The following is a 24741-nucleotide window of genomic DNA, read 5'->3' as shown; positions in this document are numbered from 1 at the left end:
GCAGGTACTAAACCTGCGTTTAATTAGTCTTTTGAGCTAATTAATCTACTTGGATGTATTGATTCTGCTTTTAGCTGCAAGGGTATTGTTACTGTCACATATAAAGCTGGACGCAACCTAACACCTAAAGCACTCCACAAAGCTAATGCATCTAGAGGCTTAATGGCACAAACAAGCAATTGTAAGTTGCCATGACCACGCAGTGTAGGATCTAGCACCTCTTCTGGCAGCTTGCGGTGACGCAATAGTAGCTTTAATGCCTCTGACAGCAGACGTTGTTCCCCTAGCGCTGTAAACCCCCAGACACTTACTAGGAAAGACACATCAATCCAAACAGTTGAGTATTTCTCAGAGGTTGTATCCTGTGTCTCATAGCTGTTTCTTCTCCCTATTTGCCAAACTGAATATTGCCCTTCGTTATGTTCTCGTATGTCATAACAGTAAAGGTTCAGCAATGGCTCCATACCTTGTTGTAGACCAGGATGGTTAAAATCTATTTGCTCTGTACTGATTAGAGAAGTTCCACCAGCCAGGATCTCCGCTAACGTCTGAGTAACAGCAGGGAGCATAAAACATACTGGGCACTTGGTTTGTATATATCTAGATTAAGGATAGAAAAACCTTATGGTTATTAGACTTTGGTCGAAAGTTTAAAAAATGTGTGCTAATTAATTAAGTAGTAGAAAATACTACTAATGTAGAAGAATTATTTATAGCTTGCGGTAGATGACATAGTATGAATTTTGCCAAGAGCGTGTATTATCTTCCCACTAAGCAATTACTAATTTTATATGCAAAAATCACTAGCTCAGATGTATGCAGATTCTTCAGCTAGACCTTCGTCTTATCTATTAGGCTATCCAGATATAAGAAGTATGTGTCAGCTACAAGTTGAACAGTTAGCAACACAGCTACCAAGCATTACTGTTTGGAGCGTTTATAATGATCTAGATAGAGGAAAGAGTCGGATAGGGGCAGGCTACAGGCAAGAACAATTAAGTTCTTATACAGAAATTTCTTACCTAGAATCAGAACTGTGGTGGATAGATTCTTTACCTTCTTTGCAGTTGAGCGAATTGACGATCGCAAGCAGCTACAATGCCTACGTCTTCCCTTTTTGTCAGCAAGGTTCTCATCCTGAGTATCTTTTGGTGTTGAGCTATCAGCCTCTCTTGCCATCCCAACAACAATGTGTAGAGCAATCCGCTCAACTGTTGAGCCATTATTTAGTTATTTATAAAGAATATTCACGGCAAAAGGCAGAGATTCAATTACTTGAGCAAGCATTACAGCGTTCAGAACATCAAACTCGCAATCCTCTGGCTTTGATTGCTCTCTATGCCGAAAATCTTCGCCTTTGTTTGCATACAGGAGCAGAGCAAGAACAAGCAAAAGTGATTCACGAAACTGCACAGAAGTTAAGTAGTGACTTGAAGAGTTTGCTTTACTGTGGGCAGCAGGCCAAATTGCAATTTACTAGTTGTGATTTGAGGCTGGTATTGGCTGAGAGTATTCAAGATTTGCAACCTTGGCTAGAGCAAAAACAACTGCGTGTATTGTATCCGAATGCGCCCATTACTTTAGCAGTGGATCGGTGGCAGCTAAAGCAAGTTTTTGACAATTTATTGAGCAATGCTGTTAGTTTTAGTCCTGAGGGGGAAACTATTAGCTGGCAGTGGCAAATATTTAGAAATGAAGCAATTTTCCAAGTGCGCGATCGCGGCCCTGGAGTTCCCCCAGAGGCTCTAGAACAAGTATTTGCACCTTTTTATACTCAAAGACCAGGAGGAACAGGGTTAGGATTAGCGATCGCTAAAAAAATTATCCTCGACCATCGCGGCAGTCTTTGGGTAGACAATCTCCCTGAAGGAGGGGCACAGTTCTCTTTTACATTACCTTGCTAGTCAACTACCACACCCACTCTTGGGATGTGTATCTAGGGTCTTGATGCACTACTCGTTTTGCTAATGTTTCTGCCTTGTAAGCTAAGAACTGCTCTTGCTGAAAAAATGCCCAACTACCCAACCATTTATTCATTTTCTTAAGCCAGTGCGGTGGACGAGTTCCCCGGCATAAAGCAACTGGTGTGCCTCGCCGTTGGGTGCGAATGCTGAACAAGTCCTAAAGCACAAAAATCGCAACTAAGGGTTGGTTGGCTTGCTTTTTACTTACACAATTATTCGTATCCAACATGAACCAATACTTCTCGGTTAAGCATTTTTAACTCGGAATCGGGTTTAGGGTAAAGGGTAAGGGTTAAAGGTTTTTTCTTTCCCTTCCCCCTTTTCCTCTTAACCGAAAAGTATTGCGAACCGCTTCTCGCGTCCAGACATCGATTTTAAACGACGTTTAGCGCTATGAAAGCAATATATTGCCACTCAAAAACAATGCAGAAACTGTTAAATAATGGGGTATTAAAACCCATTATTTAACTGTGATTACATCCTCACGCCACTTGCGGGATGAGGTTTTATCCATGAGCAAGAACACTGGTAATTACAAAGATTTTGAGGTCATTTATTTTGATAACTAAGTTACCTGTTTCAATTGTCTTAGTAGAAGATGAACCGCGCTTTCGAGCAGGTTTGCTGACTCTGCTGAATTTCTATAGCAATAATGGTAATGCAGAGTTTCAGGTTGTCGGTGAAGCAGATTCGATGGATGCAGCCTTAAACTTAATAGCACAGCAACAACCAAATTTACTGCTGTTAGATTTGGAGTTAGCTCAAGGAGATGGAATTACTACCCTGACGCGCTTGAAAAGTTTATCCTACAAGGGTAAAGTACTAGTTTTATCGGGACACGAGGAGGAAGAATGGATATTTCGGGCAATGCAAGCTGGGGCTTATGGGTACGTATTGAAAGACCGTGTTGCGACTCAACTTTGTGATGCGATCGCTACTGTCCTCAATAATCAGATATATCTTGCCCCAGAAGTTTCGACTGTATTTTTCCGCTTATTTCACTCTTATACCCAAACCACCATTGATGCCGCGCAAGGCATTCACTTAACTGAGCGGGAGAAAGAAGTTTTAGAATGGCTAGTCAAAGGTGCTTCTAACGAACAGATTGCCTCTGAACTTTACATTACAGTAGCTACGGTCAAAGCACATTTGACGGCCATATTTGAAAAATTAAAAGTTAACAGCCGCACTCAGGCGATCGTTAAAGCATTAAAACTAGGACTTACGCAATAAATAATAGATAACAGATGAGTAATTATTTAGCTATTGCCACTATAACAGCAGTGCTACAAAGAACTTTGCAGGCAAGCATTCAACTAGATGTGGATAGCGCTAGAGTAACAACAGTTAAGCCTAGTAATTTGGGAAGTGGTACACCTGAAACAGGGGTTAACTTATTTCTTTACCATGTCACACCTAATCATATCAGCAGTAAAAATCATGGATACGCCTATAGAGAATCTAATGGACAGCCAAGCAAACGCAGTCAAAGAGGTTTAGACCTTTACTATTTGCTGAGTTTCTATGGCAATGAAGTCGAGTTAGAACCGCAACGTCTACTGGGTAGCGTTGTGCGGACGCTGCAAGACTATTCAATAATTAATCAGCAGATGATTCAAGATACGCTAGCTGACTCAAGCTTTAGCTTTTTAGCTGATTCTGACCTTGCGAATCAAGTAGAATTAATCAAAATTGAGCCACTCGATTTGTCTTTAGAAGATTTATCTAAGGTGTGGTCTGTACTTTTCCAGACTCCATATAATTTATCAGTTGCCTATCAAACCAGCGTTGTCTTAATTGATGGGGCTGAACCTGCTCAAAAAGCATTGCCTGTGCGGGAATACAGAGCTACACTGGTGCCTTTTATGGCTCAACCAATGGTAGAAAAAGTTGTATCGCAAGCAGGTGTCTATCAGCCAATTTTAGCAGACAGTTCTTTGATGATTCGAGGTCAGCGATTAAAGGGCGATGTCACCCATGTACGGATAGGTGATGTGGTGGTGACTCCAGAACAGGTAAGTGAAAAGCAGATAGTATTGCCTCTATCTTTGGTATCTGCTAATGAGTTGCGGGCTGGTGTGCAGAGGTTGCAAGTAGTTCATCAAGTAATGACAGGGATACCGCCAGCGCCTAAAGGCAGAGTGGAGTCGAATGCAGTAGCTGTTGTAGTGCGCCCGACGATTATACAAGTCAAAGTATCTAAGATTCAAGGGAGTGCAGATGAACTGCGATCGGCTGAGGTGAGTATCAAGGTTAATCTCAAAATTGGCAAAGGGCAGAGGGTAGTTTTGTTGTTAAACGAGCGTTCAACAAATGATCCTGTAGGTTATATGTTTGAGCAGGGTAAGCGACGGCAAGAATATACTAATTTGATAAAATTCGTTATCTCTGGCGTTAAGGCAGGAGAATATTTAGCGCGTGTGCAAGTGGATGGTGCGGAAAGTGTTTTGAGCGTGGATACAAATCCAGATAGTCGAACTTTTAATCAATATATTAGCCCCAAAATAGTTTTGAGAAATAGTAGGTTGGGTTGAGGAACGAAACCCAACAAATGCGCGGAGATGTTGGGTTTCGCGATCGCGAAACCCAACCTACAATAACTTAGGTTGCTTGTATCAAACAAACTTTTAGAAAAGTGCGATCGCTCTCTCAAAACCTTACTCATCTTATTCGCTCGCACTTCTTCATTTCCATCTCATCAAACTACGGATTGCCTGTAAGTAGTGGGTTGGGTTGAGGCATGAAACCCAACAAATGCGCGAAGATGCGGGGTTTCGCGAGCGCTCAACCCAACCTACAATAATTTATAAATTTTACGCTCAATATTATGCAATATCGGCGGGCAAAAACACCAGGAGCTACTTATTTTTTTACCCTTGTTACCCACCATCGTCGTTCAATTTTGGATAAATCTGAAAATATAGATTTACTCAGGGAAGCTTTTCGTTATGTTATGAGACAACATCCCTTTAAAATTGATGCGATAGTCATTTTGCCAGATCATCTCCATTGTATTTGGACATTACCCGAAAATGATGCTGATTTTTCAACTCGCTGGCGATTAATTAAAAGTTATTTTAGTCGTAAATGCCATGTTTATTATCAAGGTAAAATGACTTCATCTCGACAAAGAAAGGGAGAAAAAGCGATTTGGCAACGTCGATTTTGGGAGCATCAAATTAGAGATGATCATGATTTTGTTAATCATGTGGAATATATTCATCATAATCCAGTTCATCACGGATTAGTTCTTGCGCCGAAAGATTGGCAATATTCGAGTTTTCACCGTTATGTGAAAGCGGGAGTTTATGATTTGATGTGGGGTGCTGAAGACAGGTTGATATTTAATGGCAATGTTGGCATGGAATGACGGGTAGGTTGGGTAGAACGTAAGTGAAACCCAACAATTTAACATATTTGATGGGTTTATATAATGTTGGGTTTCGTTCCTCAACCCAACCTACAAGATCAGGCGATCGCACTGTCTTTCTTCACACCTCACTCCAACATTCCCCACACCAACTCCCAACGATGTACCTCACATCACTAACCCCGACCCTCACCCCTTGCTCACCAGTCCTCCACTCTTCCCCTTCGCCCTTCGCCCCATCCGCCCCCCGCACATCGACAACCTTCCCCTGCATGTCGGAACTATGTCACCCTTTCCAACATATTCTTGCAGTGGACAATAAGCTCCAAGCATAAATTCCTCAGACTCTTCCCCCAATCCCCCCACACTCTTTCGGGTACCGCGGGCCTATCCACATCCCCTCCTCCCTGTCGTGATACTGGCCACTTGCCCCTCGTCCTTCCTTCTAACACAGAGACTCCCTCGAGTGCTGTTTTCTTGAGCATTTCTATCTCATGCATCTTCAAAACAGGAGCCGCCACACCATCACTCAAGCTCCTCTCCTCACTCTGCTCCAACAACAACTTCTGAAGTTGCTCCAAGATTTTATTCGCCATATCTAATATGCCTTCGTCTACTCCCTCTTTGTCTCGTCTCAATCTCAAGTCCGATAATCGTTTCTCTATCGTGTGCAAATCGCGACGTTCCCAAACTTCTACTCTAATACTACTGCCTGGCAAAGTTGTTTCAGGACTTGGACCCTCCCCACCAACCGCGTCCCCCTCCTTCATCCTCCATACCGTCCCCGTTAATCCTACCCCTGACTGCTGCATTACGTGCGTCAACTCATGCGCTAATAACTCCTGCCCCCCGCGACTCCCCGGCTCATACGCCCCCTGCCGAAAGAACACATCCTGCCCCGTTGTAAACGCCTTCGCCTGTATCGACTGATTCAACTGATCCGCCTGAGAATCCGTATGCACGCGCACGCCACTAAAGTCAGCCCCAAACGCCTGCTCCATCGGTTCTTTCACGAACGGTGACAACGGCTGACCCCCACCTCTCGCACGAATCAACTCGCTTTCCCATTCACTGGAAATATCTCCCCCTGCATCCCTCGAAGACCGCACCGTAATCTGCCGTTGTACCCGTCCCCCTTGCCCGCCATTGGCTATATTCTCACTGGGCGACATTGTATTTCTGGCTCGGAATGGGGAAGAGTGAATTTCTTTTACCACTTGCCGCGCCACCCGGTCAGCCTCTTGCTCGTACACATCGCCCACTGTGCCAAGGGTCAGCTTTGCTTGCACTCCCATTTCTCCCGATTCGGGGTATGATGCCGGTGGCCTGGCTGATGCGAGTGTGCGGTTGATATTATCAATTATCCCTCCCGGCAGATTCTCTGCACTTGAGTGGTCATGGCTGGCTTGCTTACCAATCGTCGGACTTATCGCCATCTCTGGTAATGGTCGGGCGGAGAATCCTTTCGTTGCTGTTTGCACTGCGGGGGGTTGCCAAGATTTCGCCTGTTCCTTACCACTAGTATTAGACATAATTCTTCCTCGCTAACGTCAAGCTTCTGTATGATATTTTCGGGGATTTATCGAAATTTCGCTATAGCAAAAAGTATACTGATAACCTTGGCTAGAACTATGATTTGGTTTTGGGGGAAAGCATTTGGATACAAGCTTTCTGGTTGTCTTACAAAGGGTTAATCTATGACAAATACCGGACTACCAAACTGGTATCAAACTAACTGGCAAATCATTCAGCAAGAAATCTTGCGCCTTCGTCAGTTGTTGGAAACCTTTATTGAAGGCAAACCCCAGGATGTGATAGACAATGCGATCGCCCCATCCTGTGCCATAGCTCTACTCAGCTCAAAATTTAATCTATCTGCCTTTGCACGGGATATACTTTTACTGTGTGTGGGGATGGAAATCGAGCCGAGTTTTGCCAACCTCTGCGCCCAAGCTAATGGGAACAGCGATCGCAATTATCCCACCCTCAGTTTAGCCCTGTCCATTTTTCCCGGTGCTAGTCTGTCTGTCCTCTCTCCCCAAAACCCCTTGCAGCTTTGGCAAATGATTGAGTTTGCCCCTGGCTTTTCCTTCACGCAAACGGCAATGAGAATCGACAAACGCATTCTCTGTTATCTGTTAGGGGAAGTCGCCTTTGACGAACAACTCTTAGGAATTGTCACTTTTCCCGAAGCCAAACCCCAAACTCAACCTTTACCCCCAACTCATGAGAGAATTTGCGATCGCATCATTGCCACTTGGTCGCAAACCCAGCGTAAATTACCCCTGTTGCAATTATGCGGTTATGAAGCCTCCAGCAAATATCAAATTGTCAATCATATTTGCGATCGCCTCAACTTTAACCTGGGTATAATTAATGCCGCCGTCCTTCCCACAGCCCCCCACGAACTGCATCAACTCAAGCAAAGATGGGAAAGAGAAGCCATATTAGGAAATCGGGTATTATTACTCGACTGTGACAGCATCTCCACCGCCGATCCTCTGAAAACTACGGCGATTTCTCTATTTATTGAAAATCTCCAGACTCCGGCAATTATCAGCACCCTCGAACGTCTGCCGTCTCGACAACAAACTATTGTCAGCTTTGATGTGAGTTCCCTGGGCTTCCACGAACAAAAAACCTTGTGGGAAATTCATCTGGGTACAGCAGCAAACCAACTCAACGGACAACTCACCAAGCTGGTATCCCAATTTAACCTCAGCCCAGCCACCATTAAAGCCGCCTGCCAGCAAATTACCACCCAATACGCATTATCCAGCGAAAATCCCGAATCTGTGATCGCTAATCAACTGTGGGATTTTTGCCGCACTCAAGCCCGCCCTCGCCTTGATGACTTAGCCCAACGCATCAACGCCACATCGACTTGGGAAGACTTAGTGCTACCTGATCCCCAACGTCAGGTACTCTGTGATATCTTCACACATCTACAACAACGGTCAAAAGTTTACCAAGACTGGGGTTTTGCTAGTAAAAGCAATCGCGGTTTTGGCATCACTGCCTTGTTTCACGGCGAAAGCGGTACAGGGAAAACAATGGCGGCGGAAGTATTAGCAAAGCAATATCGCCTTGACCTCTACCGTATCGACCTTAGCGCCGTTGTCAGTAAATATATTGGGGAAACCGAAAAGAATTTAGCCCGCATATTCGATGCTGCCGAAGCCGGAGGAGTTATTTTACTGTTCGATGAAGCCGATGCCTTGTTTGGCAAGCGTTCGGAAGTGAAAGATAGCCGCGATCGCCATGCTAATGTGGAAGTCAGTTATCTACTTCAACGTATGGAAGCCTACGGCGGTTTAGCTATCTTGACCACTAACTTAAAAAACGCTCTAGATACTGCCTTTTTGCGCCGTATCCGCTTTATGGTAGATTTCCCCTTCCCAGCCGCACAATATCGCGCGCAAATTTGGCAGCGCATTTTCCCACCGCAGACACCAACCAAAGGGCTAGACTATCAAAAACTCGGACAGTTACAAGTCGCTGGTGGCAATATCCGCAACATTGCCATGAATGCTGCTTTTATCGCTGCTGATGCCAATGAACCGGTGATGATGAAACATATTCTTACAGCAACGCAACGAGATTATTTAAAGTTGCAAAGACTGCTGACAAAAGAAGAGGTGAAAGGCTGGGTCTAGCTTGCCCAGACAATCACCTCCACCTAAATTTGTCACCAAATTAAATCCCTGGAATCTCGGATACTTTACACTGCAACTCTTCAACATTGACGCTAGTAACTTCTTTCCATTCTTGAAGGGTGAAGTTATAGCCAAGACCTTGAGCTAACTGCACAAATGTTTCTATATTCGGTGCTGAGTTGAGATTTTCCCGTAAAGATAAATTAGCTTGAGCCGCTCTAAATAATCTGGTTACTTCTTCTTTAGCCATAATTCCTAGTTATTGAAAGTTGACGTATATACAATACTTGGCAATCATATTTATAATATGTGTAGAGTGAATTAGTAGCAACTGAAAGTTGATAAATTTAACTGCATTTAGCAGATATTATGCTTAAGGCTAAGGCCCACTATCTCTAGATGTACAAAACCAAAAGAATTTATCAACCAAAATTCGACTATAGTCTAGTCGCTCAGACAAGCAGTAAATGCCAAAATAAAAAAATTAAATACAAATAGCTTTATATTTTGGCCATAGGGTAGAATGTACGCTTTTATCTTTAATATTTAGCACCTAAATTATCTGCTGTGCTGACAAAAATTCCCCAAAATTTACTTAGAACCTATCTACAAAGGCAAGAGCCACTGGCTAGGCTAAATCGCTATAACTTTCTAGGGCGATTTTTATGGATGAAGCCAATTCTGGGAGAAATCAAAGATGAACTATTTCCGCCAGTCGTTGAAGTTACCCCAGTTGTTGAAGAAACTGCCACAACAGGGGAACCAGTCGCTATACTCTATACAAATGAACGGCTTTACATTGAGTATCGCTCCTGCCCAATTCGCAACCCTTTAAACTGCTCTTTCCCCCAACAAGCAGTGCAGGAAGATGCAAAAGCTACTTCATGCGTCAAATGCGGTTTTCCAGCCACCTTAGCCCAGAAGACCAAGCTCAAAGGTAATCGGGGTACTTACACAGTAGAAACTTTACTGGGTAGGCGAGGAATGGGGCGCTTGTACCAAGGTACGCAACTAGATGACAGCCAGCCAGTGACAATTAAAGAATATTTACTGCCGCAAAAGGTTTTTAACAAAGAGGAATTAACTCAGCGCAAAGCCGCATTTATCAGCTTGGCAGGATTGAATTTAGCCGACGGCAGAATGCAGGACTGTCGCCTGATATGTCCTTGGGAAGCGATCGCCGATCGAACTAATATAAAGGAAGAACGCTGCTACCTGATCACCAAAAGCAAATTAGATACCTATCCAACTCTGAGCCGCTACCTAGCTCGTCATGGAGCTATGACTTCTGCTCAAGTGCAGCAAGTCCTCAAGCAAGTTTTGCAAACATTGGTATTTCTTCACGAACAGAAATTTTCGCTGCCTTCAGGTCAAATTAAACAGAAACTAGCCCACGGTAATCTCAATCTCCACAGCCTACTCATAGACGAAGAATCATTTTTTATCTATCTATGTGACCTAGCTCTCTGGGAAAATCTCTTTCACCCACCTACTACCACAACAATCAAACCAGTCCTCGCAGATGATTTATCAGCATTGGGACAAGTCGCCTTTCAATTACTTATAGGCAAAGCAGTAGACCCTGCTTCCGAAGCACCTATCCACCCCAAAGATTACCAGCAATGGCCGCCAATCAGCCCTCAACTCAAAGAATTTATTCTCCGCTTGGTTGGTATGGGTATTGGGTTTGAAAGTGCTAATGCTGCCCACCAAGCTTTATTGAAACTACCAACAGAAAAGGAAGAGCCAATTCATTCTTTGGTAGTAACAGAAGAAAAACCACAAAAGGTGAAAGTTTCTCGCACTCCCTTAATTATTTTTGGTACTACTGTGAGCTTGCTGTTGTTAGGGGGATTAATTTGGTTTTTAGCCTCAAAACTCTCTGCCCAAGAAGCAACTGAAAGCGAATTTCTTGCTTGCTGTATTAAAGATGTACCGCCACTGCCTCATGGCAAATTTACTTATACAGGTGAAGCCAAGGGAACCTGGACTTATGTTTTGCAACAGCCAAACCTAATTGCTAAAGACAAAACTTTAGAAGCAGAACTGCAAAAACGGCTGCGGAAATCGCAACTCATCTATAAACCTGTTAAGTATAAAGATAATATATCTGCCACTCAGAATGCCGTTGTTCAAGAAGTCCGTGCAGGGAAAGCTGACTTTGCTATCACCAGTTTAGTTGATCAGCAAAATGATGATTTAACCTATAAAGAATTTGCTTATGATGGCTTAGTAGTGTTCGTTAACTTCAGCTATTCCCGAAGAGAAAAAAGTCTTCCTAACGCCCTGAAGGGAAAAATTACATTTGCCCAATTGCGCCAACTTTACACAGGTCAAATCAAAAATTGGCAGGAACTTGGAGGCCCGGATTTACGAGTTAAACTATATATTCCCACGGAAACTGAGGCATTGCAAATATTTGAGCAACGGGTACTCAAAGATAAATCATCTATTGAGGCGTTTAGAAGTTTGTGGCAAAACAGCAAGAAGAAAGCTAATTCTAATATAACTACACCAGCTACATTAATTACTCAATTGTCTACTTCTGCTATTTTGCGAAAGGTGATTGAAGATTTTGAGAATAATAAAGTAGGTGGTAAAGCAGGTGGAATTGGTTTTGGTACAATCAGCAAAGTCTATGGTCAATGTTCGGTTTATCCTCTGGCAGTAGCCGAGCAAGGAGAGCCTGTCCAATCGATTGTGCAAAATAACGGCTTACCAATAGATCCAAGTACGGATTTGTGCAATAACAAGGGGAGCTACTATCCTAATGAGCAGCTTTTTAGTACAAAAAAATATCCCTTGGCTTATCCTATTACTGTAGTCTATGCAAGAGATAATAGACGCTCTACAGTTGGGGCGAACTTTGTAAATATTCTTAAGACTAAAGAAAGTCAGCAGCTTCTGAGCAAAACGGGGTTAGTACCTTTGCAACCTTTACCTGAAAATTGATGAGCCTCAATTCAGATAGATAAGTCTGTACTGCTAAGGATTTGAGAAATTCGACTTTTGTCTAGTATCAAGGACAAACCTACCTCTCTATACTATGTGGTGATTATAGGTGTTTGTTTATGGTCAAGTATTCTTCCCCAGGCTGCGCTCGCCTAAATGACCTCCATACTCTCTCTGAGTTAGCAGGGCAAGTTCTGCAAGATCCAGGGTTATTGGGGCAGATCAGCTAAAGAGTATATCAACTAATGCAGGAAGATATGCCCAGCCAAAGACAAACAATCAATAATTACACAAGACTATTTTGATGTTTGCATCATCCCCAGCTAACCATGCCAGCTAACAGCAACTCTGACAAAAAAGGCAATAACACCCGTGAACTCAACTACGTTACAGCCAATCGCTTTTATGTAGAAATGGAGAGTAGTATTACTGCCTGTTTTACTGAGTGTTCGGGTTTGGGTGTAGATTTGGATTATAAAACTCAATATGAAGGCGGGGTGAATGATCAGCAACGGATTTTTTTAGGTCAAGCTAAATTCTCGCCAGTCACACTCAAACGCGGAATTACTAACGATTTGGTTTTCTGGCATTGGTTAGAGCAGATATTAACCCAAAAAGACCCTAGTCGTAATAATGCAAGCAGTACTAAAAACCGCCGCAATGTCAATATTTTACTCTTCAATCAAGCGGGGGAAACGATGCAGCGTTGGACTCTAATTGGTGTAGTTCCTGTCGGCTGGAAAGCTCCTTCTTTAAGCGCAGATAGCACCACTGTAGCCATTGAAGAATTAACTTTAATCTATGAAGGAATAAAAGTTACTAATCAACAGTCAAAATCCAGTGGTAGTGGTGCTTCTATTCTGAAGGACGGACGCGACAATAAAGGATATTTCACTAGTTATTAAAATTTTTGTAGTGAGGAAACGGGGAACAGCAAAGAAGACAAATAGAAATTTACTGATTTTTTCCCAAATCAAATATAACTCCTATATGACAGAAGCACTCAATGACGACCCCATAAGTAGCAAGTGTTACGCACAGATAAGACCTCATGAACCTCTGGGGATAAAAGCTCCCTTACTACCTGCTATTACATTAGGTCAAAATTGGCAGCTAACACATATTTGTCCCATAGAATTGGTGTCTGCGGATATTACAGAAAATACTGCCAGCGTCCCATCCTCAGAAAGAATAATCGCCGCAGAGACAGAAGCTCAACCAAAGGAATGTGATGTGGAACTAGAGTCAGAACTGCCACAATTACCTCAAGTTTTGCAGAATTTAGCCCTCATCAGCCCTTTGGTGAGGGAATCTGACTTTATCGATGTGCAACCTGTCGCTAAAGAAAATGTAGCGCCGACTGGTCAACAGAGGGTGAAGATAGCATCTAGCGATCGCCTGACTTATTCTCCCATACCTGTGAAACACCATCAGCAAAAAAAACAGCCCAACTTAACAGCATCCGACACAACCCCAGCAGCTTGGTCAAGTATTAGTGACTTATTAACCAATGTCGATAGGACAGATATCGACAATATAGATCATGTCATGAACACAAATTCCCATGTGTTAAGTCAGTCATCAAACTCTACTGTAATCTCTCCTCAACAGCGATCGCCAACTTTTACTCAACAAACTACTTATTCACGTCAATCTTCAAAAAAGCCAGACTCACGGAATTTAGAACTTCTGGCGCAAGAAGTTTATGCCTTTATTCAACAGAAATTAATGCTAGAGCGAGAATTTCACACTCAATCCTCTTCTGGGAAACTGCCTTGGTAAGGAGGTTTTTTGACCTTAACTTATGTAGTGCAGTTTCTATGCTGATTCTTAGTTATTTAGCCATATTCCAACCAGATTAATATTGCCTCTTCCTATTCCCTGTCCCCTCATAAGAAAAATTATATGCCAACTTCTAGTCTGGTTAAAGCCAAACTGATTGCCTGCGATAAAGGTGTCGAAGATATCGAATTTATGTATAACCCTACTCAGTTAGATTTTGGGCAGTCAATTAGTTTGAATAAAAATCCCGGTGCAAGAACTGGTAGGGGATTGCCAAAAGTTACTTTTGCTTATCCAGAACCTTGTACTCTCAACATTAGAGATATATTTTTTGACACCTATGAAGATGGCACTAGCGTATTAACATACATCAGCAAATTTCAAAAAGCTGTTGACTTTGCTCAAGCCGGAGAAGGCAAAGAAAAACGCCCACCCATATATATATTTACTTGGGGAGAGCAACAGTACATACGTTGCTTTGTCACCAGTATTATCTACAGCTTAATGATGTTTCTGCCTGATGGTACACCAGTAAGAGCCAAGCTGGATTTAACTTTAGAAGAAGTAGATGAGTCAACTTCCCAACCTGGTATGGGAACTCCGGCAAATGTGAATCGTACAAGGCAGAGATAGACGCAGGCTTTAAATATTAGTAATAAAAATTAAGTTAATTAAAAAAATTCTTATGGGAACTTATAGTGCAGAACCGATATTGCAGATTGATAACAAGGATGCTTCCGCAGCATTACTTGAGGATATTCTGCAAATATCTGTGGAAGAAAGTCTACATCAACCTGGAATGTTTACTTTAGTAATTCGCAATGATTACTTTCCTGGGCGACAAGAGGATACAGCATGGCGATACCAAGACTTATTTACAATTGGTAAATCGATAAAAATTGGTTTTAAGTCTAGTACTACACAAGCACAAGAATTTTCAGAGCAGGGTCAAGGCTATATTCTTGAAGGAGAAATTACAGCTATAGAAACTCAGTTTAACAGCGAATCCCAAGCACCCCTAATTATTCGCGGTTATGATATATCTCACCGCCTGCATCGGGGACGCTTTAATCGCTCTTATCAGAATGCTAAAGACAGCGATATTGCCAAAAAAATTGCTGGGGAAGTGGGTATATCTATTGGTACTGTAGATGATAGCGGCGGCCCTCATGGTTTTGATGATCCCCCTGGATATATTTTTCAGAAGAATCAAACTAATATGGAATTTCTGCACGAGAGGGCAGCGAGAATTGGTTTTGAACTTTTCGTGCAAGATAACAAACTGCACTTTCGTAAACCTACCACAGGAGATACTTTAAATCTCCAGTGGTTAAAAAATATTCATAGTTTGGCAGTGCGTGTTACTAGTGCAGAACAGATCAATTCTGTGCAGGTTCGAGCTTGGGACTACAGCCAAAAACAAGCCATCGTCTCTAATAAAAATGCGCCTCAAGTAGTGACACAAATTGATTTTGGTAAAGGTAATAGTACCAATAATAGCTTTAATGGTAAGCCAAATTCACCGACAATGGTGATAGTAGATCGCCCGGTTTCTACTATTGCTGAAGCAGATGCGATCGCCCAAGGTATATGTAATGAAATTGCCGGAGAATTTGTCCATGCAGATGGTAAAGGTGAAGGCAACCCTTTATTACGCACAGGAAAAGTCATAAAACTAGAAGGCATGGGTAAATATAATGGTAAATATTACGTTACCCAGACCCGTCACTTATATCAAGAAGGCAACTATATCACAGAATTTAGCGTCCGAGGTTTACGAGGAAATAATTGGATGCCTCGCATTACCCAAAGCAATTTACAACCAGGACAAACGCTTTTAGTAGGGATTGTCACTGACAATAATGACCCCCAAAAATGGGGCAGAGTAAAAGTAAAATTTCCCACTTTGACCGAAGACCACCAAAGCAACTGGGCGAGAGTTGTGGGAGCAGGAGCAGCAGGCGATCGCGGTTTTGATTGCCTACCAGAAATCAATGACGAAGTGTTGGTAGCTTTTGAGCATGGCGATATTCATCGTCCTTATGTAATTGGCGGAGTATGGAATGGTAAAGATGCGCCACCCGAAACTGTAGACAAATCGGTGGTTGATGGCAAAGTACGCTTAAGAACATTTAAAACTCGCTTAGGTCATAAACTGCAATTTGTAGAAGAAGATAAAGATAGCAGTAAATCTGGCTGTTACCTGGAGACAACAAAAGCTCATAAATTCCATATGAATGATAGTGATAAATTTGTGGAAACTAAAACCACAGATGGTCATTATGTGCGATTAGATGATAAAGATAAGAAGATTGAAATTAAAACAAAAAATGGTCATCAAGTGCTGATGGATGACATGGGGAAAAATATAAAAATTAAAACAACTGGCGGTCATCAAATAATGATGGATGACATGGGGAAAAAAATTGAAATTAAAACGCCCAACGGTCAAAAAATAACTATGAGCGATACGAGCAATAGTATTAACATCGAGGCGGTGCAGAAAATTAATATTAAAGCGCCGATGGAAATTAAATTAGAATCAGGCCCTAGTAGTATAAAAATTGCTCCTGGTGGTATTGAAATGCAAACTCCAGCTAAAATCAGCGCCCAAGCAGGAGGAATGTTAGATTTTAAAGCTGTCGGTACTGCAAATATGAAAGCTGGAGCGGCAATGTCACTGCAATCTGGGGCGGCGCTATCAGTACAGGCTGGTGCTTCTTGTAGCGTTCAATCCGGTGCAGCACTAAATTTACAAGCTGGGGCTGCTGCTGCTTTGATGGCTGCTGTTACAGCTAGCGTTACAGCACCTTTGATTCGCCTTAATTGTTAAGTCGTGTAACGGCAAATCTGTGAACATAGCCTTCCTCCATGCCCTAAAAGTGCGGGGATTGTCAAGCCTATACCTACTAATGGCTAATAACTGGATGGCAAGATTTCATACATAATCAACGTTTAAAACTATATTGCAATTAGCAAAAGGAAAGTTTATGTTACCAGTTGCAGTTTTAGGAGATTTGGCTAGTGGCAGTCCAATAATAGGGCCTGGAGCGCCAAATGTCTTAGTTATGGGAAGACCAATCGCTTGTATGGGGGATGCTGTAGCCGGGCCAACAATTGCTACTGGGGCGCTAGTTATGCCCTCTTCTGTCACGGTTTTGGCTTGTGGTCGTCCTGTAGCACACATGGGGACTATGGCTGTAGGCGTGACTCCACCAGCGCCAGTGCCAGTACCCATATCCTTGCCTGTGATTGCTACCGGGGTGACGGTGTTAGTAGCACCATAATGAGGACTGGACTTACCAATGAAGCTCAACCCATTACCAACTCAACCAACCATATCGTATATAATTAGCCGGACTTGATATCACCTGTCATCTGTTCCCTGCTTTGATACTCCCCACTGCATAGGCGGATGGGGTTTTCCGCGAATTTAGATAAATAACTCGACTTTTGGCTAATAGTGTTTGCAGTTACTCTAAATTACATTAACTGCACAGTTAGCCACTAAAGTTATTTGCATGTCAGATGCAGCTAATAATCGACAATCATATCTGGGTACAGGCTGGTCATTCCCTTTACGGGTGAATGTACAAGGAAGTATCCAGATCAGTTCAGCAGAAAGAAATATTGAGGAGTCTATTTGGCTGATCTTGGGTACGCAATTAGGCGAACGGGTATATCGGCCTAACTTTGGGTCACGTCTTTCAGAATTGACTTTTGCACCCATGAATACTCAAACTTTACTGCTGCTGCGTCTGTATGTGCAAGAGGCTTTGGAAATGTGGGAACCGCGTATTGTCGTCGATGCTGTACGCACTGAACCAGATCCAGTGCAAGGTCGAGTAGATATTACTTTGGAATATCGCCCCAAGGAAAGCCATGATACTCGCAGTTTGGTCTATCCTTTCTATTTGTTGCCGCGAGGGGAGTAATCGTGGAATTTGATTTTCTACCCAATTTACCCAAGTCGGATTTAGACGATCGCACTTTTAAGGACTTAGTAGAAGAATGCATTCTCCGCATTCCTCGTTACTGTCCTGAATGGACAAACTACAACCCCAGCGACCCAGGAATTACCCTGATTGAACTGTTTGCTTGGTTAACAGACCAAATGATGCTGCGGTTCAATCAAGTTCCCAGACGCAATTATGTTGCCTTTCTGGAGTTACTAGGGATTCGCTTACAAGCACCAACTCCCGCTAAGACTGATGTTACTTTTTATCTGAGTTCGTCTCTACCTGAGACTTACACAATTCCTGAAGGTACAGAAATAGCCACACTGCGGACTGAAACCGAAGAAGCGATTGTCTTTAGCACAGATCGTCAGTTACAGATTGGCAATCCTAGCATTCTTCATTTTCTCACGGCGGAGATGGCAGAGGATTTGCCGCAAATATTGCGCGATCGCTTTGGCGGATTGTGGACGCTCAGTGCTGATGGTCACTGGAGCGGGCGAGAGCTAGCATTCTTTAACGAACAACCCCATGCTGGCAATTGCTTTTATCTAGTATTTGACCCAGGACAGCCGATTGATGGCAATGTGATTGCAGTTAATTTTCAAGGAGAAGCTGCCACATCTACTGGTATCAACCCAGAAGCACCGCCACGTCGCTGGGAAGCTTGGAATGGCAGGGTTTGGGAACCAGTGTTAATGCGAGAAAGAGATGACCGCACTAAAGGATTCAGTTTTAGTGAAATAGCTCGTGCTGGTGGGAACCCACTACAAGGTGCAGATATCGTGCTGCATATGCCCCAGTTCTGGCCTGTGACCCAGTTTGCCACATACCAAGGTCGCTGGGTGCGCTGCGTTTATGCTGACCCATTACCCAATCAATCTGGCTACATTAGCTCTCCCCGAATTGTCGGGCTATCTGTGCGCGCTATTGGTGGTACTGTGGGAGCAAGCCAAAGCGAATTAATCACCAATGAGCCGCTAGGAGAGAGCAACGGTAAACCCGGACAAACATTTCAGCTAATGGGTTCTCCTGCGCTGGAACGTAAAGAAAAAGAATATATCCTAGTTACGCCACCAGGAGAACTGCCCCAAAGGTGGTATGAGGTGATGGATTTTGCTAATTCAGGGCCTCAAGACCGTCACTATACCATCGACTCGCGCACCGGAACTGTGCAGTTTGGCCCCCTGATTCGTGAACCGGGTCAAATTCAGCAACAAACAATGTTGCGTGCCAAATTGCAAATGACACAGGCGGCAGATAGAGAACGACTGCTCAATACAATAGGCGAAGAAACAGTGAACTCTTTAGAGCGGCAATATGGGGCTGTGCCACCGAGAGGTTCGACAATTACGATGGTTGCCTATCGCATTGGCGGCGGTGTGAAGGGAAATGTACAAGTTGGCTCAATCAGAGTTTTGAAAAATTCTGTGCCTTATGTGGCCAATATTGTCAACTACAAACCCGGACGCAACGGTGCTAATGCCGAATCTTTAGAAGAAGCAGTCATCCGCGTCCCGGCAATGCTGCGTACACGCGATCGCGCTGTCACTCCTGAAGATTTTGAAGCCTTAACCATCAAAGCGGCTAACGGCGCTATTGCCCGTGCTAGGTGCTTACCAGCCAAAGGCGGTAGCGAAGCTGGGATAGTACGCCTGCTAGTCATACCACACGCGAATACAGAAGGGATTGCGCGTAGTCAAGGTATAGACCCAGACCAACTTGCCCTCAGCCCCCAACTGAGTGAGCAAATTCTCGCCTATCTCAATGAACGGCGATTACTGGGGGTGCAGGTATGTTTACAAGAACCGGAATATGTGGGGGTTGCAGTCCAAACAGAGGTAGCCCTAGAAGCAGAATATCAAAATCCCCGCGCCCAACAAGAAATCCTCAGCAAATTGCAAGTCGCCCTTTACCGCTTTCTCAATCCCCTAACTGGGGGAATGGAAGGGAAAGGCTGGCCATTTGGTCGCCCCGTTTATCCTTCAGATATTGTGACTTTGTTTCAGCAAATTGCCGGGGTGCGCTACCTGGGTGTAGTGCAGTTGTTCGAGTTACGCAAACAAGGTACAAACTGGGTGCGATCGCTGCCACAAAATCCAGTCATCGCTCCTGGCCCATTGGGTTTAGTTTGCTCCTGGCAAAATGCTCAACTCCGCTCTGGTCATATTATTAACTTGATTTAACCTGCAAAGAGAAAATGTCACAAGCCCGCTCTGGTTCTTCCCTACATCTGCAACTTACTCCCATGCAGATCCCCGAAACAGCCATATCATCGGGGTCAGGAGGAGCCATGCAGATGCGGCGCTTCCCCGCAGCCTCTGGGCTTCAGCAGCATACCCCCATCACCAACTCCTTGGTTTTGTACCCAGGCGAACCCAGTGAAATGGTTGTCAAAATGAAAAATTCGGGAAAACCGTTGCAGGAATTGCACCTGGAAAGCCAAGGGAATTTTCCGGCTTTTTGGTGTCGCACCCATCTAGAAGGGCAGACAATTGATCATGATAAAGAGATTTATGCTTTGCTATACTTCCGAGTGCCAGAAAATTTCTTTGAGGAAAATGAGTCTTTAGCTGCTGACCAATCTCTGGTTATCGATTATCACTGTCGCCTTGATGTCAGCTATACAGCGATGGATGGTAGTGAGCAAGGGTTAGAAACTGCCAGCTTTAACCTGCACGTGCGTCCACGCAGCCTGTACCTCGATTTTTTGCCGAGTATTTACCGTGAAGCAGATTTTATCGGTCGCTTCCTGCACATTTTTGAGCAGGCGTTTGAACCGACAATGGATATTCTCGATAGCTTATCGGCTTATCTAGATCCTTTAACGGCTCCTCAAACCTTGCTGCCGTTTCTGGCTTATTGGGTAGGCTGGCCGATTGACTCTCGCTGGGGTATGATGCGCCAGCGTTATCTGATTCGTCAAGCTTTAGAGCTTTACCGTTGGCGGGGTACTCGTCGGGGTTTGCGATTATATCTGCATCTTTATACAGACTTGCCTTTAGATGAGCATTTGCCTGAAAACCAGAAGCATATCAGTATTGAAGAAATCTTTAGTCGAGGCTTTTTGTTCGGAGAAACGCACCTGGGAGAAGACTCACTACTAGGGGGTGGACGACCCTATCATTTCATTGTCCGGCTGCGTCTTGAACCAGATCAGCAGGTAGATGCAGGTTTAGTGCGCGAGGTAATTGACAGAGAAAAGCCAGCTTTCTGCACCTACGACCTCTTCATCGAACAAAGAAATCAGGAGTTACCAACAAACTAATACCAATTCAAAATTCAAAATTCAAAATTCAAAATTAATAATCAAGACAGGACAAGCGTTTGGGGCTGTATATCTGTCGTATTCTTTTTTCAAATTGGTATAATTTCTCACTTTCCAACATCCACAATCCTGAATTGCCATGACTGAACAATTTCCCCTACCACCGATTAAAATTCTCGAACGCTTGCTGGTGACTGATGGACTGCTGATGAACGCTGATCGCTGGCGAGTAGCTCACGAATACCATCGTCACAGACAAAATATTCACTATCAATCCCTCAATCAGCCAGGAATTGTTTGTGGATTGGGAGTGCATTTAATATCTGCCCCAGCAGAAGTGCCAGCAAATTACCGCGATGAACGTTGGCTAGAAGTTCAGCCCGGTATTGCTATTGACATAGCTGGCAACCCGATTATTGTACCGCAGCCAGAAACTTATCGCATTGCTACCCAAGCGCCGCTAGATAAATCACTGACTGTATATTTAGTCATCAGTTACGTAGATCCAGAAAGATTGCGCCGTCCCACAAACCCTGAGATTATCGCAGAAACTTTTCGGATTGACGAGAAACTTAGCCCCCCAACAGAAACAGAAGTAGAATTGTGCCGGATTTTCCTAAAACAGGGAGAAGTAAAGTTAGCGGTAGAAGTAAAGTTAAAAAATCCCGTTGATGTGTTTTTTCCTGAGCATAACCAGCTAGACTTGCGTTATCGGCAGCAGGTGCGATCGCGCCCCCAAGCAACTATACGTGTTGCCCAAATCGCCAATAGTGCAGCCACAAAGCGCAGTGCCGAAAATCTCTCGTATTTAGTCAAATCTGTTTCTAGTCTTTACCCAAATTTGTCTGCTCAACAAATCGAGCCAATCAACTTAGAAATTAAAGACATTGATTCGCAAATCCAAACTTGCGATTTACTATTTTTGGCGACTAGTGCAGAGTTTTCTTTAAACCCAATAGAACTGGCAGTTCTCAAGAATTACTTAGATTTAGGAGGCGTTTTATTAATAGATACACCCAGTAATAGCAATATCACAATTAGCAGCGTTTTAGACTTAGCAAAACAGTTAGGAACTTCTTTACAAGATATCAAAGACATCAAGCCTAATCATTATTTGCGAACAGAACCATTTTTATTTTCTTCACTACCTGTTGTGAATCAAGAACACATTCAGATACAATACGGTGAAGGCATCATCTTAGTTACAGGCGACCTTTCTAGCGCCTGGGGATTAAATGATGCCTTGTTATTATCGCGGGAAACGATCCGCACTGCTCAGGAGATAGGAATTAATATTTTACATTTTAGTTGGAAACGAAGACAGATTATGCAGTTATTAAAACTTGAAAATAAAAACTCAAACTCTTAATTGTCGGCATAAACTGTGGGAAGACTTGGTGTATATCAACAATAAATTCTTTCTCAACTTTATGGAATATTTAATCCTTGCCATGTCAGTAAATATGAATTAATCTGTTATCGATTGATGCCAAAATTTTATTAAAAACACATTTATAAAAACATTAATTATTTTGATTTATAGAGGCGTTGGGTATCTTGATTATGGCAAATAGTATCAGTACAACAATTTCCGAACAAGTTGTGAAATTTAAGCCAGGTGGAACGCCCGCCTCTTTTAACATAACTGTAACCAATGACAGCGATCGCTTCGTTGCCTTTCAATTAGAGATAATCGCTGCTGGCGCTGACATCATTTCTGGACTGCGTTGGTACAGTCTTTCGCCAGAAGTCAGCGCCAAAAAACCACCAGGTGATAGCACGCGATTTACTGTCATGATCACAGATAGCCCAGTTCCAGGGTTTGTTGGCATCATGAACCTGACCGTGCGGATTTTCTCATTAGAACTGGGACTGGGAGAAGACACAAGAGAAGTGGTGCGTCTGATTGTAGAACAAAGCAAAGGATACACACCTGTAAAAGTGACTCTCCCTGTAGCCACATTTTCAGCTTCTCCTAAAGAATTAAAAGAAATTCCTGTCAGTGTCTACAATCCCAATCAACTCACAGCCGATGTCGTCCTAAGTTTTTTAGGCGTAGACCAGAAATGGTTAGTTAAAGGTAGCAAAATAAGCTTGAAAATTCCCCCCGGGGAAGAGAAAGATAGAACTTTCTCATGCCAATTGCCTAATCCTAGTGAAGTTCCTAGTCAGCCATATCCCTTCACCATTGAAGCTAACCTCGTTGACGGCCCTTCATCTAGCACCAGTGGAATCATAAAAGTTCTGACTCAAGGGTTTATAGAATTTAGCTGTATACCCAAAGAACAACAAATGCCACCATCAGCCTCAGCATGGTGGATACCTATGTGGAAATGTCACTCTACCATCTACATACTCAACTTCGACAATGCCAGCAATTTAAAATCTGATGTGATGGTGCAGGTTGAACCAGAAGCGGGACAGAGTAAAAGCAGTTGGGAACTACTACCAGAGAAAGCCAATATTTCCCCAGGTGAAACAGTACAGTTGCAGTTAGTGATCAAAAAGCGCCGACACTGGTGGGGGGGAAGCAGAAAATTGCGATTTGAGGTCAAAGCTAGTAAGTCAGAAGCAGATGTCAAAGCTAGTAAGTCAGAAGCAAATATAGATATCCGCAACGATACCCAATTCTTAAAACTGAATTTACTGCCTGTTTTGCCAATTTGGATGCAGCTATTGATAGGTGCAGGCTTGCTCACAATAGCTTGGGCTTGTTCTTGGTTAAATCCTGCTAACCGATGGTATGGTCATGAAAAGCCTGTGAAGTCTGTGCAATTCAATGGTACAGGAGAAAGTGCCATCAGTGGGAGTGATGACCAAAAAATCATTAAGTGGAAGAGTGCAGGCTTCCTCAATCCACTAATTAACCAGTTTGGGGGTGATTTGCCCTCCCAGGGCAAAGCAGTACGAGTAGTTCGCTATCGCCCAGTGGATAATAATCTCTTAGCCGCAGGGTTAGAAAATGGCGAAATCAGGATATTTAATCTGGCTGGGGCTGACAAAAAACCGATAAATTCTTTATTTTTTCGCAAAGACGATCGCGTTGGCACGGACGATCGCGTATTTGCTCTAGAGTTTACTAAAGACTCGCACTTTCTGTTCAGTGGTCACGGTAGCGGTTTGGTTTTGCAGTGGGATATCCAAAGCGACCTGGAAAAGGGTGTCAGTCAGAACACAACGCCTTTTAAACGAAAAAAATTCGATTTTGCGGTCTCTGCTTTAGCCCTAGCCGGAAAAGAAGGTAAAAATCTCATAATTGGCGGTCGATTTAACCAATTGTGGATGTGGAATTTGGAAACGGATCAAGTCCGTTCCTTATCAGATCCACAAGGCAGCAAAGACGATTACATTCAAAGTTTAGCTGTTGCCGCTTATAAGCCAAACTTAATGGCAACAGCCGATACACAGGGACAGATCACTTTGTGGAATCTGGAGCAATGCTTATTAACTAAGGATGTTCAATGTACCGCCTATCCCTTGTATAAGGATAAGGCTCTTGGTAACAAGCCCGTGCGCTCTGTAGCGATCACTAGAGATGGTTGCTACCTAGCTAGTGGGGGAGATGACGGTAGGGTGATGCTTTGGCCTTTGACTATTGACGGCAAACGCTCTTCTCAATTTGAGAATGTTAAACAACTGCGCCAATATAACAAACGTGTCAATAGCGTTGATATCAAAAGACAAGGCAAAAATATTTTTGTAATTAGTGGTGGTGACGACACACAAGTGAGAATTGATGTTGCTCCACAAGTCGATACGGGCTGTAAATAATATGACTAAGGTGCTAATCAAA

General features: G+C 43.3%; 21 protein-coding genes. 17 read left to right on the top strand and 4 right to left on the bottom strand.

What is annotated here, in order from left to right; translation table 11 throughout:
• Positions 1–23 precede the first annotated feature (23 nt).
• Positions 24–569 carry a Pvc16 family protein gene (locus CDC33_RS32700; RefSeq protein WP_109012842.1) on the bottom strand — a complete coding sequence of 182 codons (546 nt, stop codon included), beginning with the start codon at positions 567–569 and terminating at the stop codon, positions 24–26.
• 222 nt (positions 570–791) lie between these two features.
• Here CDC33_RS32700 and CDC33_RS32695 point away from each other — a divergent pair, with 222 nt between their 5' ends.
• Positions 792–1904 (top strand): sensor histidine kinase, encoded by a 1113-nt coding sequence (locus tag CDC33_RS32695; protein ID WP_109012841.1) that lies wholly within the window; start codon positions 792–794, stop codon positions 1902–1904.
• A 4-nt stretch (positions 1905–1908) separates the two neighbouring features.
• Here the strand turns inward: CDC33_RS32695 and CDC33_RS32690 are convergent, their stop codons facing one another.
• Complete coding sequence (locus CDC33_RS32690) at positions 1909–2118, bottom strand: hypothetical protein (protein WP_181374282.1); 210 nt, start codon at positions 2116–2118, stop codon at positions 1909–1911.
• Between the two features lie 404 nt (positions 2119–2522).
• On the opposite strand from CDC33_RS32690, the gene CDC33_RS32685 reads away from it, so the two are divergent.
• From CDC33_RS32685 to CDC33_RS32675, 3 genes are all read left to right on the top strand, one after another.
• On the top strand, positions 2523–3197 hold the full coding sequence (locus tag CDC33_RS32685; RefSeq protein WP_109012840.1) for a response regulator: 675 nt from the start codon (positions 2523–2525) through the stop codon (positions 3195–3197).
• A gap of 14 nt (positions 3198–3211) precedes the next feature.
• The gene (locus CDC33_RS32680; RefSeq protein WP_109012839.1) at positions 3212–4498 is read left to right on the top strand and encodes a Pvc16 family protein; all 1287 of its coding nucleotides are present in this window, start codon (positions 3212–3214) and stop codon (positions 4496–4498) included.
• A 293-nt stretch (positions 4499–4791) separates the two neighbouring features.
• A complete protein-coding gene (locus CDC33_RS32675; protein WP_109012838.1) occupies positions 4792–5334 on the top strand; it encodes an REP-associated tyrosine transposase in 543 nt (180 codons plus the stop codon).
• Positions 5335–5615: 281 nt separating this feature from the next.
• Here the strand turns inward: CDC33_RS32675 and CDC33_RS42125 are convergent, their stop codons facing one another.
• Positions 5616–6506, bottom strand: coding sequence for an eCIS core domain-containing protein (locus CDC33_RS42125; RefSeq protein WP_501193678.1), 891 nt, complete (start codon positions 6504–6506; stop codon positions 5616–5618).
• 91 nt (positions 6507–6597) lie between these two features.
• On the opposite strand from CDC33_RS42125, the gene CDC33_RS39395 reads away from it, so the two are divergent.
• Entirely contained in the window at positions 6598–6882 is a 285-nt protein-coding gene (locus tag CDC33_RS39395; protein ID WP_181374366.1) for a hypothetical protein, read from the top strand.
• A gap of 149 nt (positions 6883–7031) precedes the next feature.
• The gene (locus CDC33_RS32665; protein WP_109012837.1) at positions 7032–8990 is read left to right on the top strand and encodes an ATP-binding protein; all 1959 of its coding nucleotides are present in this window, start codon (positions 7032–7034) and stop codon (positions 8988–8990) included.
• 40 nt (positions 8991–9030) lie between these two features.
• On the opposite strand, the gene CDC33_RS32660 is transcribed toward CDC33_RS32665, so the two are convergent.
• Entirely contained in the window at positions 9031–9240 is a 210-nt protein-coding gene (locus CDC33_RS32660; protein ID WP_109012836.1) for a Nif11-like leader peptide family natural product precursor, read from the bottom strand.
• Between the two features lie 317 nt (positions 9241–9557).
• On the opposite strand from CDC33_RS32660, the gene CDC33_RS32655 reads away from it, so the two are divergent.
• From CDC33_RS32655 to CDC33_RS32605, 11 genes are all read left to right on the top strand, one after another.
• Positions 9558–11942 carry a substrate-binding domain-containing protein gene (locus CDC33_RS32655; protein WP_146195896.1) on the top strand — a complete coding sequence of 795 codons (2385 nt, stop codon included), beginning with the start codon at positions 9558–9560 and terminating at the stop codon, positions 11940–11942.
• A 329-nt stretch (positions 11943–12271) separates the two neighbouring features.
• The gene (locus tag CDC33_RS32650; RefSeq protein WP_109012834.1) at positions 12272–12847 is read left to right on the top strand and encodes a phage tail protein; all 576 of its coding nucleotides are present in this window, start codon (positions 12272–12274) and stop codon (positions 12845–12847) included.
• Between the two features lie 85 nt (positions 12848–12932).
• A complete protein-coding gene (locus CDC33_RS32645; RefSeq protein WP_109012833.1) occupies positions 12933–13724 on the top strand; it encodes a hypothetical protein in 792 nt (263 codons plus the stop codon).
• Between the two features lie 123 nt (positions 13725–13847).
• Positions 13848–14357 carry a CIS tube protein gene (locus CDC33_RS32640; RefSeq protein ID WP_109012832.1) on the top strand — a complete coding sequence of 170 codons (510 nt, stop codon included), beginning with the start codon at positions 13848–13850 and terminating at the stop codon, positions 14355–14357.
• Positions 14358–14409: 52 nt separating this feature from the next.
• Positions 14410–16557, top strand: coding sequence for a VgrG-related protein (locus CDC33_RS32635; protein WP_109012831.1), 2148 nt, complete (start codon positions 14410–14412; stop codon positions 16555–16557).
• 157 nt (positions 16558–16714) lie between these two features.
• On the top strand, positions 16715–17011 hold the full coding sequence (locus tag CDC33_RS32630; protein WP_109012830.1) for a PAAR domain-containing protein: 297 nt from the start codon (positions 16715–16717) through the stop codon (positions 17009–17011).
• Between the two features lie 234 nt (positions 17012–17245).
• The gene (locus tag CDC33_RS32625; protein WP_109012829.1) at positions 17246–17659 is read left to right on the top strand and encodes a GPW/gp25 family protein; all 414 of its coding nucleotides are present in this window, start codon (positions 17246–17248) and stop codon (positions 17657–17659) included.
• A 2-nt stretch (positions 17660–17661) separates the two neighbouring features.
• Positions 17662–19866 (top strand): putative baseplate assembly protein, encoded by a 2205-nt coding sequence (locus CDC33_RS32620; RefSeq protein WP_109012828.1) that lies wholly within the window; start codon positions 17662–17664, stop codon positions 19864–19866.
• Positions 19867–19880: 14 nt separating this feature from the next.
• The gene (locus tag CDC33_RS32615) at positions 19881–20948 is read left to right on the top strand and encodes a phage tail protein (protein ID WP_109012827.1); all 1068 of its coding nucleotides are present in this window, start codon (positions 19881–19883) and stop codon (positions 20946–20948) included.
• A 139-nt stretch (positions 20949–21087) separates the two neighbouring features.
• The gene (locus tag CDC33_RS32610; protein WP_109012826.1) at positions 21088–22317 is read left to right on the top strand and encodes a DUF4159 domain-containing protein; all 1230 of its coding nucleotides are present in this window, start codon (positions 21088–21090) and stop codon (positions 22315–22317) included.
• A gap of 194 nt (positions 22318–22511) precedes the next feature.
• Positions 22512–24719, top strand: coding sequence for a WD40 repeat domain-containing protein (locus CDC33_RS32605; protein ID WP_109012825.1), 2208 nt, complete (start codon positions 22512–22514; stop codon positions 24717–24719).
• Positions 24720–24741: the final 22 nt, after the last annotated feature.

Source organism: Nostoc commune NIES-4072, assembly GCF_003113895.1.
In the GTDB taxonomy this organism is placed as follows: Bacteria; Cyanobacteriota; Cyanobacteriia; order Cyanobacteriales; family Nostocaceae; genus Nostoc; species Nostoc commune.
This window is presented reverse-complemented; position numbering and strand designations above follow the sequence as displayed.

Excerpts from the sequence above, each read along its gene's own strand:
- CDC33_RS32695 (WP_109012841.1), top strand. The coding sequence starts at position 792 with ATGCAAAAATCACTAGCTCAGATGTATGCAGATTCTTCAGCTAGACCT.
- CDC33_RS32675 (WP_109012838.1), top strand. The coding sequence starts at position 4,792 with ATGCAATATCGGCGGGCAAAAACACCAGGAGCTACTTATTTTTTTACC.
- CDC33_RS32640 (WP_109012832.1), top strand. The coding sequence starts at position 13,848 with ATGCCAACTTCTAGTCTGGTTAAAGCCAAACTGATTGCCTGCGATAAA.
- CDC33_RS32680 (WP_109012839.1), top strand. The coding sequence starts at position 3,212 with ATGAGTAATTATTTAGCTATTGCCACTATAACAGCAGTGCTACAAAGA.
- CDC33_RS32650 (WP_109012834.1), top strand. The coding sequence starts at position 12,272 with ATGCCAGCTAACAGCAACTCTGACAAAAAAGGCAATAACACCCGTGAA.
- CDC33_RS32700 (WP_109012842.1), bottom strand. The coding sequence starts at position 569 with ATGCTCCCTGCTGTTACTCAGACGTTAGCGGAGATCCTGGCTGGTGGA.
- CDC33_RS32665 (WP_109012837.1), top strand. The coding sequence starts at position 7,032 with ATGACAAATACCGGACTACCAAACTGGTATCAAACTAACTGGCAAATC.
- CDC33_RS32605 (WP_109012825.1), top strand. The coding sequence starts at position 22,512 with ATGGCAAATAGTATCAGTACAACAATTTCCGAACAAGTTGTGAAATTT.
- CDC33_RS32615 (WP_109012827.1), top strand. The coding sequence starts at position 19,881 with ATGTCACAAGCCCGCTCTGGTTCTTCCCTACATCTGCAACTTACTCCC.
- CDC33_RS32610 (WP_109012826.1), top strand. The coding sequence starts at position 21,088 with ATGACTGAACAATTTCCCCTACCACCGATTAAAATTCTCGAACGCTTG.
- CDC33_RS32630 (WP_109012830.1), top strand. The coding sequence starts at position 16,715 with ATGTTACCAGTTGCAGTTTTAGGAGATTTGGCTAGTGGCAGTCCAATA.
- CDC33_RS42125 (WP_501193678.1), bottom strand. The coding sequence starts at position 6,506 with ATGTCGCCCAGTGAGAATATAGCCAATGGCGGGCAAGGGGGACGGGTA.
- CDC33_RS32635 (WP_109012831.1), top strand. The coding sequence starts at position 14,410 with ATGGGAACTTATAGTGCAGAACCGATATTGCAGATTGATAACAAGGAT.
- CDC33_RS32645 (WP_109012833.1), top strand. The coding sequence starts at position 12,933 with ATGACAGAAGCACTCAATGACGACCCCATAAGTAGCAAGTGTTACGCA.
- CDC33_RS32625 (WP_109012829.1), top strand. The coding sequence starts at position 17,246 with ATGTCAGATGCAGCTAATAATCGACAATCATATCTGGGTACAGGCTGG.
- CDC33_RS32660 (WP_109012836.1), bottom strand. The coding sequence starts at position 9,240 with ATGGCTAAAGAAGAAGTAACCAGATTATTTAGAGCGGCTCAAGCTAAT.